A 12,329-nucleotide genomic window follows, 5' to 3' on the forward strand; every position below is an offset into this window, starting at 1 on the left:
CCAGCGAACGCTTTGAAGGGGAGAGGCTTCTTCTGCTGAAGACCAGCACCCGGCCCGGCACGTCGAAGACGTCATGTTCGCCAGGATCCGCGCGATGTCGCGGGCAAACTGTTGACGAGCTCGTGCAATGGATGGAGCAGGAAGCCTCACCCGGTCGCTTTTCAGATCGCTGAGGCCCCAAGCCGACCTGAAGGCGGCCGCTGTCGGAGCGGTCGTGCTTCTGCGCGAGTGGCTCCAGGACAAGCGCCAGGAAAGACTTCATGCCGCGCGTGCTGCCGCCAAGATCAAGGCCAAGGCTGTCGTCGAGCGCGAGCCTCCGCCGCGCGTGGTCGCGCTGATCGAGCGCTATCTGCCGCGCAGGGTCGGGATCAGCATGACCGTGCTGCTGCTGATCGGAAGCTGCGGTTTCGGCATCGTCAAGGGCGGCCACCTCCAGGATTTCATCACCGCGGTCAGCGATGCCCGCAACGCGCTGGCCAATTCCGCCGGCTTCCGCATCACCTCCGTCGTGATCAACGGCCGCAAGCAGCTCAGCCAGGACGAGATCCTGGCGATCGGCGGCGTCAGCGGCCGTTCCTCGCTACTGTTCCTCGATGCTGACGCGGTGCGCGACAAGCTCAAGGCCAATCCGTGGATCGCCGATGCGACCGTGCTGAAGCTCTATCCGGGCCAGCTGATGATCGAGCTCACCGAGCGCAAGGCATTCGCGCTGTGGCAGGAGGCCGGCCGGCTCTCCGTCATCGCCGATGACGGCGCCGTGCTCGAACCCTATGTTTCTCGGCGCTTCCTGTCGCTGCCGCTCGTGGTCGGCAAGGGCGCCGAGACCCAGGCTCGCGATTTCCTCGCTTTGCTGGCGCGCTATCCGCAGGTCAACTCGATCACCAAGGCCGCGATCTTCGTCGGCGAGCGCCGCTGGAACCTGAGGCTCAAGGACGGTCTCGACATCCGCCTGCCCGAGCAGGACGTCGGCAACGCGCTGGCGATGCTGTCCAAGCTCGACAAGGAGGACAGGCTGTTCTCGCGCGACATCGTCGCCGTCGACATGCGCCTGCCCGATCGCCTGGTGGTGCAGCTGTCCGAGGACGCCGCCAAGGCGCGCGAGGAGCTGTTCAAGGACAAGAAGAAAAAGAAGGCCGGGGACGCCGCATGACCGGTCTTGATCGCACCCAGACGCCGAAGACGCGCCCGATGCCGCACAAGCGCGGCGGCCTCGTCGCCTGCCTCGACATCGGCACCAGCAAGATCGCCTGCATGATCGCGCGGCTGAAGCCGTCGGCGCCGAGCGAGGCGCTGCGCGGCCGCACCCATGCAGTCGAATTGATCGGATACAGCCAGATCCAGTCGCGCGGCATGAAGGCCGGCGCGGTGATCGACCTTACCGAATGCGAGCAGGCCGTGCGCCAGGCCGTCGCGCTCGCGGAGAAAATGGCCAAGGTGCGGGTCGAGTCCGTGCTGCTCTCGGTCTCCGGCGGCCGGCTTTCCGGCCAGCTGGTCGAGGCCGCCGCCGACATCCGTGGTGGCGCCGTGACGCAGGCCGATGTCAGCCGCGTCACCTCCACCGGCATGCGCCATGCCACCGGCGAAGGCCGCACCGTGCTGCACGCACTGCCGGTCGGCTATACGCTCGACGGCGTCAAGGGCATCCGCGATCCCCGCGGCATGGTCGCCCATCAGTTCGGTGTCGACATGAACGTCGTCACCTGCGACGCCACCGTGGCGCGGAACCTGATGCTGGCGGTGGAACGCTGCCACATCAATGTCGAAGCCATGGCGGCGAGCCCTTACGTCGCCGGATTGTCGGTGCTGACTGACGACGAGGCCGATCTCGGCGCCGCCGTTGTCGAGATGGGTGCCGGCACCACGACGATTGCCGTTTATTCGGGCGGCCGTTTCGTTCATGCGGCGGGTTTTGCGGTCGGCGGGCAACACATCACGATGGATCTGGCGCGCGGACTCTCCGCGACCATTGCCGATGCCGAGCGAATCAAGACGTTATACGGGACCGTCATCACCGGCGGATCGGACTCGCGTGAGCTGATGTCTGTGCCGACAGCCGGTGACGAGCAGGATCTGCCGCAGATCGTCTCCCGCGCCACCATCGCCAACATCGTCAAGCACCGTGCCGAGGAAGTCTTCGAAATGGTTCGGGACAAGCTGAAGGATTCGCCCTTCGCCTCAGAGCCCAACGGCCGGGTCGTGCTCTCGGGCGGCGCCTCGCAGCTGACCGGCCTCGTCGAACTCGGCACCCAGATTCTCGGCCGGCCCGTGCGGGTCGGACGTCCGCTCGGCTTTGGCCGGCTGCCCAACGAGGCGAAGAACGCCGCGTTCGCGGTGCCCGCCGGACTCCTCGTCTACCCGCAATATGTTCACCACGAACATGTCGAACCGCGGCATACGCGGCAGCAGGTCAGGACAGGGACCGGCGGTTATTTCGGAAAGGTCGGACGATGGCTACGCGAGGGCTTCTGATGATTCATTTCCGCAATTCCCGACTTTCACCAACTCCCGCGGCCGCCGGCCGGGGCGAACCCACGCGCACGTGATCGAGAGGCAAACATGACCATCAGCATCAACGTTCCTGATATTCACGAGTTGAAGCCCCGGATCACCGTGTTCGGCGTCGGCGGCGCCGGTGGCAACGCCGTCAACAACATGATCACGGCGGGCCTCCAGGGCGTCGACTTCGTGGTCGCCAACACCGATGCGCAGGCGCTGACGATGTCGAAGGCGCAGCGCATCGTGCAGATGGGCACTGCGGTCACGCAAGGCCTGGGCGCCGGCTCGCAGCCGAACGTCGGCGCGGCGGCGGCGGAAGAGGTGATCGACGAGCTGCGCGACCATCTCTCGGGCGCCAACATGGTGTTCGTCACCGCGGGCATGGGCGGCGGCACCGGCACCGGTGCAGCTCCCGTGATCGCCAAGACCGCGCGCGACATGGGCATCCTCACCGTCGGCGTCGTGACCAAGCCCTTCCACTTCGAGGGCGGCCGCCGCATGCGCACGGCCGAAGCCGGCATCAACGAGCTTCACAAGGTCGTGGATACGCTCCTGATCATCCCGAACCAGAACCTGTTCCGGGTCGCCAACGAGAAGACCACCTTCGCCGACGCCTTTGCGATGGCCGACCAGGTGCTGTACTCGGGCGTTGCCTGCATTACCGACCTGATGGTCAAGGAAGGCCTGATCAACCTCGACTTCGCCGACGTGAGAGCGGTGATGAAGGAGATGGGCAAGGCGATGATGGGCACCGGCGAAGCTTCCGGTGACAAGCGCGCGCTGACCGCCGCTGAGGCTGCGATCGCCAACCCGCTGATCGACGACAGCTCGATGAAGGGCGCCAAGGGCCTGCTGATCTCGATCACCGGCGGCAAGGACCTCACGCTGTTCGAGGTCGACGAAGCCGCGACCCGTATCCGCGAGGAAGTCGACCAGGACGCCAACATCATCGTCGGCGCCACCTTCGACGAGGCGCTCGACGGCCTGATCCGCGTCTCCGTCGTCGCCACCGGCATCGAGCAGGCCGCGATCGCCCGCAACACCCAGGCCAGCAGCGCTCCGGTCGCGAACGCCGCGCCGCAGGCTCCCGCAGTCCCGGCCGTCGCCGCCGAGAGCCGTCTTGCCGACCTGACCGCGCGGCTCCGCGCCGACAATCAGCGTATGGCTGAGCGCGCCCAGAAGCTGGAAGGCCAGATTCCGGCCGCAGCCCCGGTCGCTGCCGCGCCGATGGCGCCCCGTCCGAATGTCGAGCGCGCCGCGCTCGCCGCCATCGCCGCCGCCGTTGCGGAGGTCCCGCAGGCGCCCGCGCCGATGCAGACCTATGGCGACGTCACCGTGCGCCCGATCGCGCAGAAGCCGACGCTGTTTCCGGAGCCCGACATGGCCCCGGTCGCGATGCAGGAGCCGATGACGCCGGAAAACTTCATCCCGCCGCAGGCCGAGCGTGCGCCGGTCCGTGCGCCGCGGATGCCGCGCCTCGATGAGCTGCCGATGCCGGCCCAGGCCGAGATTCGCCAGGCCCGCGGCGAGGTCGAGGAGGAGACCCCGCAGAAGAGCCGCCTGTCGCTGCTGCAGCGCCTCGCCAATGTCGGCCTCGGCCGTCGTGACGAGGAAAGCGAGCCGCCGGTCGCGGCCCGCACCGCCGGTCCCGCCATGCCGCCGCTGCCCGAGCGCCGGCAGCAGAAGACCGTGGCTCAGCAGATCGCATCAAGCGAGCCGGTATCCGAGTATGCCCGTCGTCCTGCGCCGCAAGGGTTGGATATGCACGGCCGTCCGGCGCCTGTTGCGCCGGCGCCACAGGGTGACGACCATCTCGATATCCCGGCCTTCCTGCGGCGGCAGGCGACCTGAGGATTGTTACAATAAGGCAGACGAAAAAAGGTCCCGGCAACAAGCTTGCCGGGACCTTTCCTTTTGTCCCGTGCATGTCCGGATTGCGCAGACAAGCAACTGATTTTAAATCATTAATTACGTGTTTGGGTGTTCAGTCAAACTGCCGGTAGCGGCCCAAAACCTCGGCGCAATTTGGTTAAGCCTTGGCGCGAATACGGCAGGTTTGGGGTAACAATCGGTAAAAAAGCGTGAGTTGGCGCTGTTTGGGGCAGTGACTATGGTTTGGCGTGACTTGGGGATACGGATTCGCAGCGTCTCGGCAGTGGCCGGCCAAGTGGGTCTAGTATAAGTCGCAGTGGGTCGTAGTGGGGCGGGTTCCTGATGAAATTTAGCCGGCAAACAACGCTTCGTGCGCAAGCCTCGGTGGCAGGCGTAGGCGTTCATTCCGGTCTTCCCGTCACTCTCACCCTTGGGCCTGCGCCTGTCGACGCGGGTTTTATTTTTGTCCGCACCGGCCTCGAGGGAAGTGATCGCGAAGTTCAGGCGACCGCCGAGCAGGTGATCGCGACCGATTTCGCCACCGTCCTCGGGGATCGCAATGGTCCGCTGGTGTCCACCGCCGAGCACGTGCTTGCTGCACTGCGGGGTATGGGTGTCGACAACGCCACCATCGAGATCGACGGTCCCGAAGTGCCGATCATGGACGGCAGCGCCGCGGCCTTCATTGCGGCGATCGACCAGGCCGGCATCGTTACCCAGCCGGCACAGCGTCGCTTCATTCAGGTTTTGAAGCCGATCTCGGTCAAGATCGGCGACTCCTTCGGCGAGATCAGGCCCTACGCCAACGGGTTCTGCGTCGAGGTCGAGATCGATTTCACCAATCCCGTCATCGGCCAGCAGAGCTACGCCTTCGACCTCAACCCGGAGCGTTTCCGCCGTGAAGTCGGCCGGGCCCGGACCTTTGGTCTGATGTGCGACGTCGCGCGGCTCTGGAGCGCGGGCTATGCCCTCGGCGCCTCATTCGACAACACCGTCGTGTTCGACGACGAGCGGCTGCTCAACACCGAGGGCCTGCGCTACGCCGATGAATGCGCCCGCCACAAGGTGCTGGACGTGATCGGCGATCTGTCGCTGGCCGGCCTGCCGCTGCTTGGCGCCTACCGCTCGGTGCGTGGCGGCCACAAGCTCAACCACGCCGTCCTGACCGCGCTGCTCGCCGACCGTACCGCCTGGCGGGTGGTCGAGGGCGAGGCAGCCCGCCGCACCACGCGTCCCGTGGGCGAGGTCGGTCGCGGTATCGTCGGCGGACGGATCGCTGCGGCCTACGGGCCGGACGTGTCCTGAACAGAGTTGTTGCCGCGGGCCTCCGGCAGCGGCTTACCCCGGGAAACTCCTGGTAACCATGATCGGCTAGCATTGCGGCACGTTCGCCTTAATCCGGGCGGAATGCCTGCCTATCCGGTTGGTTAAAGATCGCTTTTCGGATACATCGGCGTGGTCGCATGGCAGGCACCACGGTTACATTTCGCGCCCATGACGGGGTTCATGGGCTGGCGGCACCGCATCACAGGGCGTCAGGGCTTAAACTCATGTCGGCACAGCGTACGACGCGCGGATATTTCTCGGTCTCGTCGCGGGCCCGTGGGCTGCTGCAGGCCGTCACCTTCATGATGCTCGCGCTGCCGCTGGCCGGCTGCGGCACCGGCTCGCTCTGGGACAAGTTCACCGCCAAGGACGACACCTTCGTCGAGGAGCCCGCCGACAAGATCTACAATGAGGGCCTGTACCTCATGAACGAGAAGAAGGACATGAAGGCGGCGAACAGGAAGTTCGAAGAGGTCGACCGCCAGCATCCTTATTCGGACTGGGCCCGTAAATCGCTGCTGATGTCGGCCTACGCGTCCTACCAGGGCGGCGACTTCGACGGCTGCATCGGCGCCGCGACCCGCTATGTCACGCTGCATCCCGGCAGCCCGGACGCGGCCTATGCGCAATATCTGATCGCCGCCTCCCATTACGACCAGATCCCGGACATCAGCCGCGACCAGGCCCGCACCGAGAAGGCGATCGCCGCCCTTGAAGAGGTGGTGCGCAAATATCCGAACTCGGAATACGCCACGTCCGCCAAGGCCAAGATCGAGGGTGCGCGCGACCAGCTTGCTGGCAAGGAAATGAATGTCGGCCGCTATTACGCGCAGAAGCGCGACTACACGGCGGCGATCAACCGCTACAAGACCGTCGTCACGCAGTACCAGACCACCCGCCATGTCGAGGAAGCGCTGTTCCGGCTGACCGAGGCCTATATGGCGATCGGCATCGTCGGCGAGGCGCAGACCGCGGCGGCCGTGCTTGGGCACAATTTTCCTGACAGTCGCTGGTACAAGGACGCCTATAATCTTGTAAAATCCGGCGGTCTCGAACCGAGCGAGAATCAGGGGTCTTGGATCAGCCGGACCTTCAAGAAGATGGGTCTCGGCTAGGAAATTTGGTTCCATGCTGGCGCGTCTGTCGATCCGTGACATCGTCCTGATCGAACGGCTCGATATCGAATTCGCCACCGGCCTCGCGGTTTTGACCGGCGAAACCGGTGCGGGCAAATCCATCCTGCTCGATGCCTTTGCGCTCGCGCTCGGCGGCCGCGGCGACGCCGGCCTCGTGCGCCACGGCGTGGAGCAGGGGCAGGTGACTGCCGTGTTCGATGTCCCCAAGAATCACCCCGCGACGAAGATCCTTGCCGAGAACGGCCTGGAGGACACCGGCGAGATGATCTTGCGCCGCGTGCAGCTCGCCGACGGCCGCACCCGGGCCTTCATCAACGACCAGTCGATCAGCGTGCAGACGCTGAAGACGGTCGGCGCCGCCCTGGTCGAGATCCACGGCCAGCACGACGAACGCGCGCTGGTCGATGCCGCCACCCACCGCCGCCTGCTCGACGCGTTCGCCGGCCTGGAGAAGGACGTTGCCGCGGTCGAATCGCTCTGGGATGCACGCCGGACTGCCAATACCGCCCTGGAGGAGCATCGCGCCGGCATGGAGCGGGCCGCGCGCGAGGCCGACTATCTGCGCCATGCTTCCGCCGAGCTGAAGCAGCTTGCGCCCAAGGACGGCGAGGAAACCTCGCTCGCCAACCGCCGCACCACCATGATGCAGGGCGAGAAGATCGCCTCCGATCTGCGCGAGGCGCAGGAGGCTGTCGGTGGTCACCATTCGCCGGTCTCGACGCTGTCGGCGGCGGTGCGCCGGCTGGAGCGCCGCGGCGTCAATTCGCCGGCGCTGGTCGAGCCCGCCGTGAAGGCGATCGATATGGCGATCAACGCGCTGGAGGAGGCCGACCAGCATCTGCAGGCGGCACTCGCCGCGACCGATTTCGATCCGGCCGAGCTCGAACGTATCGAGGAGCGCCTGTTCGCGCTGAGGGCCGCCTCGCGCAAATATTCGACGCCGGTCGACGGGCTTGCTGCGCTGGCCGCCAAATACGCCGCCGACGTCGTGCTGATCGATGCCGGCGCCTCGCGGCTGAAAAAGCTGGAGCAGGCCGCGATCGAGGCAGATAGCCGCTATGCCGCCGCCGCCAAGAAGCTGTCGCTGGTGCGGCAGAAATCGGCGGAGAAGCTCAACAAGGCGGTCAACGCCGAGCTGGCGCCGCTCAAGCTCGAACGCGCAAAGTTCATGACCCAGGTCGCGACCGATGAGGCAGCTCCGGGACCGCAAGGCTTCGACCGCGTCGAGTTCTGGGTGCAGACCAATCCGGGCACCAAGCCAGGACCGATGATGAAGGTTGCCTCGGGCGGCGAGCTGTCGCGCTTCCTGCTGGCGCTCAAGGTCGTGCTGTCCGACCGCGGCTCGGCGCCGACGCTGGTGTTCGACGAAATCGACACCGGCGTGGGCGGTGCGGTCGCCGACGCCATCGGCGGGCGCCTGGCGCGGCTTGCCGGCAAGGTGCAGGTGATGGCCGTGACCCACGCCCCGCAAGTCGCCGCCCGCGCCGACCAGCACCTCCTGATCTCCAAGGACGCCCTCGACAAGGGCAAGCGCGTCGCCACCCGCGTCAATGCGCTGGCCGCCGACCACCGCCGCGAGGAAATCGCCCGCATGCTCGCCGGCGCCGAGATCACGGCCGAGGCGAGGGCGGCGGCGGAACGGCTGCTCAAGGCGGCAAGTTAGTACGGCACTCATGGCACAAAAGCGAAGCAACTATAACAAAGCCGTTGCGCTAAATTACATTGCCGACGATTGGCTTCTTGTTGATCCGCATCTCCGAAAAGCTCAATTGGTCGCCATTCTCAGTTCTTTTGAAGACGAGCACTTACATGAAGTCTTTGCCTTTCATCAAAGACTTCATGAGTTGGACGCAGACGAGAAACGGAAGACACTCATAAGTCTGCCAAAGGCCTTCGAAAAAGAAACTTCGATGATGCTGCGGGCTTATGCTGAGGAGATCGAGAGGGCGAAGCACGCCTACTATAACTTGGACAAGCCGATCATATCGGATGCAGATTACGATGTCCTAGAGAAGCTGCTTGTCACTACATGGAAGCAACAGAAACGATGGAAGGAATATTTTGATCGAATAAAGGTCGTTGGAGCGAAGCCCTCTGGACGCTTCGCGAAAGTGCAGCATGTCGTACCCATGCTCTCGCTTGGTAATGCCTTTAGCGATGAGGACGTGACTGAATTCGTCGATCGCATCCGGCGTTTCCTGAAGCTCGATGACGATCACATTCCGGCACTGGTTGCCGAGCCCAAGATCGACGGCCTGTCACTATCGCTGCGCTACGAAAACGGCGACCTGGTTCGTGCCGCGACTCGTGGCGATGGATTTACAGGAGAGGACGTGACCGCCAACGTCCGTACCATCAAGGACATCCCGCACACGTTGAAAGGCCGGCACATCCCTGCAGCCTGCGAAATGCGCGGCGAGGTCTACATGCTCAAAAAGGATTTTCTCGAGCTGAACAAGAAGCAGGCCGCGGCGGACGATACGGTCTTTGCCAATCCGCGTAATTCGGCGGCAGGTTCATTGCGCCAAAAGGACGTCTCGGTCACGGCCTCCCGGCCGTTGAAGTTTTTCGCCTACACCTGGGGTGAGATGAGCGAGCGGCCGGCTGAGACGCAGCATGGCATGCTGGAATGGATGGACAAGGCGGGCTTCGTCGTCAATCCGCTGACGCGCCTGTGCAAGAATGTCGATGACGTACTGAAGTTCTACAGCAAGATTGGTGAGGAGCGCGCCTCGCTTGGCTATGACATCGACGGTGTGGTCTACAAGGTCGACCGGCTCGATTGGCAGGATCGACTCGGTTTCGTCTCGCGCAGTCCGCGCTGGGCGATCGCCCACAAGTTCGCGGCGGAACAAGCAACCACGCTTCTCAAGGGTATCGATATCCAGGTAGGCCGAACCGGCGCGATGACGCCGGTTGCGCGACTCGAGCCGGTGACGGTCGGCGGCGTTGTGGTTTCGAATGCGACTCTGCACAATGAGGACTACATCAAGGGTATCGGCAATGACGGTGCCCCCATTCGCGATGGCGTCGATCTTCGTGTCGATGATACCGTTGTCGTCCAACGCGCCGGCGACGTCATCCCTCAGGTCGTCAGCGTTGTCATGGACAGGCGGCCGAAGAGCGCCAAGCCATACAAGTTTCCAGAGACATGTCCCGTTTGCGGCAGCCATGCAGTCCGCGAAGAGGGCGAGGCGGTGCGCCGCTGCACCGGTGCGCTGATTTGCCCGGCACAGGCGGTGGAACGGCTCAAGCATTTCGTCTCGCGCCTTGCGTTCGATATCGATGGTCTCGGCGAGAAGCAGATCCAGGAATTTTATGAGGAGGGCATAGTGATGTCGCCGGTCGACATCTTTACCCTCCGCGAGCGCGACAAGCGGTCGACAAAGAAGTTGATGGAGTGGGAAGGTTACGGCGAAACATCGGTGCGGAATTTGTTCGACGCGATCGACGTTCGACGCAACATCGATCTGCATCGGCTGATCTTTGCGCTGGGGATTCGCCATGTCGGCGAGGGTAACGCCAAGCTGCTGGCCCGGCACTACGGCACGATCGAAAACTTTCGCGATGCGATGCTCGCCGCCGCGAGAGGCCTCGGTGAGGAAGAAAACACCACGGAGGCCTATCAAGACCTCAACAACATCGGCGGGATCGGCGAGATCGTGGCCGACGCGGTGGTCGAGTTCTTCGCCGAGCCGCGTAACGTCAAGGCGCTCGGCGAATTGCTTGATGAGATCGAGGTGAAGCCCGCTGAACAGCCGCGCAAGAGCTCGCCGGTCTCGAACAAGACGGTAGTGTTTACAGGTTCGCTCACCAAGTTCACCCGTGATGAAGCCAAGGCGATGGCAGAACGTCTCGGCGCCAAGGTTGCAGGTTCTGTCTCGAAAAAGACCGACTACGTCGTCGCTGGTGAGGAGGCCGGCTCCAAGCTCACCAAGGCGCGCGAGCTTGGCGTAACTGTGCTGACCGAAGACGAATGGCTGAAGCTGATCGAGGAGTCCTAGGGGCGTGCTCGCGCCTTTTGCTCCGCTGTCATCGCCCGGCTTGACCGGGCGATCCAGTATCCAGCGACGGTAGTGCTTGACCCGAGAGGCTGCGGCGTACTGGATGCCCCGGTCAAGCCGGGGCATGACAGCGAGATGAGGGGCGCGCTGTGCGCCCCTCTACATCATCCCGCTCTCTTCCTCCTCCGCCTGCTCGATCAGTGCCTCGCTCACCACCACTTCGCGGCGGGGGACGACGAAGATCATCACGCAGGCGCAGAGCAGCGAGATCGCGAGGACTGCGGCGGTGAGCGGCAGCGTCGTTGCGGAGTGGCCGCCGAGATAGGCGCCGAATTGCGACATCAGTGCGCCGATGCCCTGCTGGAGAAAGCCCATCGTGCCGGAGGCGGTGCCGGCGGCCTCGGGGCGGATGCTGATGGCGCCGGCGGCCGAATTCGCCATCACGAAGGCATTGCCGGCCATCACGATCATCTGCGTGCCGAACAGCCAGGCCGGGGCCTCGTTCCAGCCGATCAAACTCCACAGCAGGTTCGCAAGGCTGCCGGCGAGCTGGAGGGCGAGCCCGAACCAGATCAGCTTTTCCAGCGAATGCCGCGGCGCAAAGCGTACGCAGAGCAGATTTCCGACGAGAAACGCAAAGCCTGTGGTCGCGAACCAGGCGCCGTATTCGGCGCTGGTCCGGCCCATCTGCGTCACCACGATGTAGGGGCCGCCGCCTGCGAAAGTGAAGATGATCTGCGAGGCCAGCACCTGGCACATCACATAGCCGACGAAGGCGCGGTTGCGGATCAGGCTGCCGACGTCGCCACGGAAGCCGCTGCCGGCGGCACGGCTGCGCCGCGTTTCGGGCAGCGCCACCGCGATGCCGACGGCGACAATGATCGCGGCGATGGTGATGGCGTAGAAGATTGCGCGCCAGCCGAACGTAGTCTCGATCAGGCCGCCGGTCAGCGGCGAAACCATCTGTCCGATCATCAGCGCCGCGACCACGAGGCTGATCATCGAGGCGACGCGGTCGCGCTCGTAGATGTCGCGGATGATGGCGCGGCTGACCACCATGCCGGAGGCGCCGCCGAGCGCCTGGAAAAAGCGCGCGGCAATCAATTGCGGCAAGGTCTCGGCGAAGAGGCACGCGACGCTGGCCACGACCATCAGCGCCAGCCCTCCGAGCAGCACCGGACGCCGTCCGAACCGGTCCGACAGCGGTCCCATGATGAGCTGCGACAGCGCGATGCCGACCATGTAGAGCGACACCGTCATCTGCGCGATCGAGATGTCGCTGCCGAAATTCGTCGCCAGCACCGGCAGCGCCGGAACCAGGATGTAAAGCGAGATCGGCGCGATCCCGGTCATCACGACCAGCAACAGCAGCACCAGGCGCGACGTCGCGAGGTTGGTCGCCGCTTTCGGCGGTTTGCTGATCATGCCGTGCATGCGTGTCCATCTTTCGAGTTCGAATCGACTGTAGCGCGCTCGCGCAAGACGGATATCGGCG

Annotated in this window: 8 protein-coding genes; 7 read left to right on the forward strand and 1 reads right to left on the reverse strand. The window is 64.5% G+C overall.

What is annotated here, in order from left to right:
* Nucleotides 1–127 precede the first annotated feature (127 nt).
* From AABA84_RS09175 to ligA, 7 genes are all read left to right on the forward strand, one after another.
* Nucleotides 128–1,150 carry a cell division protein FtsQ/DivIB gene (locus tag AABA84_RS09175; RefSeq protein WP_212249957.1) on the forward strand — a complete coding sequence of 341 codons (1,023 nt, stop codon included), beginning with the start codon at nt 128–130 and terminating at the stop codon, nt 1,148–1,150.
* A complete protein-coding gene (ftsA, locus tag AABA84_RS09180) occupies nt 1,147–2,469 on the forward strand; it encodes a cell division protein FtsA (RefSeq protein ID WP_338306200.1) in 1,323 nt (440 codons plus the stop codon). The genes AABA84_RS09175 and ftsA overlap by 4 nt, the downstream gene beginning before the upstream one ends.
* A gap of 87 nt (nt 2,470–2,556) precedes the next feature.
* Complete coding sequence (ftsZ, locus tag AABA84_RS09185) at nt 2,557–4,347, forward strand: cell division protein FtsZ (protein ID WP_212249953.1); 1,791 nt, start codon at nt 2,557–2,559, stop codon at nt 4,345–4,347.
* A 363-nt stretch (nt 4,348–4,710) separates the two neighbouring features.
* Nucleotides 4,711–5,673 carry a UDP-3-O-acyl-N-acetylglucosamine deacetylase gene (lpxC, locus tag AABA84_RS09190; protein ID WP_212249951.1) on the forward strand — a complete coding sequence of 321 codons (963 nt, stop codon included), beginning with the start codon at nt 4,711–4,713 and terminating at the stop codon, nt 5,671–5,673.
* A 245-nt stretch (nt 5,674–5,918) separates the two neighbouring features.
* Nucleotides 5,919–6,809, forward strand: a complete 891-nt coding sequence (locus AABA84_RS09195) for an outer membrane protein assembly factor BamD (RefSeq protein WP_212249948.1) — start codon at nt 5,919–5,921, stop codon at nt 6,807–6,809.
* Between the two features lie 13 nt (nt 6,810–6,822).
* Entirely contained in the window at nt 6,823–8,493 is a 1,671-nt protein-coding gene (gene recN, locus AABA84_RS09200) for a DNA repair protein RecN (protein WP_338311917.1), read from the forward strand.
* 247 nt (nt 8,494–8,740) lie between these two features.
* Nucleotides 8,741–10,834 (forward strand): NAD-dependent DNA ligase LigA, encoded by a 2,094-nt coding sequence (gene ligA / locus AABA84_RS09205; protein ID WP_246550555.1) that lies wholly within the window; start codon nt 8,741–8,743, stop codon nt 10,832–10,834.
* Between the two features lie 159 nt (nt 10,835–10,993).
* On the opposite strand, the gene AABA84_RS09210 is transcribed toward ligA, so the two are convergent.
* A complete protein-coding gene (locus AABA84_RS09210) occupies nt 10,994–12,268 on the reverse strand; it encodes a multidrug effflux MFS transporter (RefSeq protein ID WP_212249943.1) in 1,275 nt (424 codons plus the stop codon).
* Nucleotides 12,269–12,329 lie beyond the last annotated feature (61 nt).

This window comes from Bradyrhizobium sp. TM239, assembly GCF_036247985.1.
GTDB lineage: Bacteria > Pseudomonadota > Alphaproteobacteria > Rhizobiales > Xanthobacteraceae > Bradyrhizobium > Bradyrhizobium ottawaense.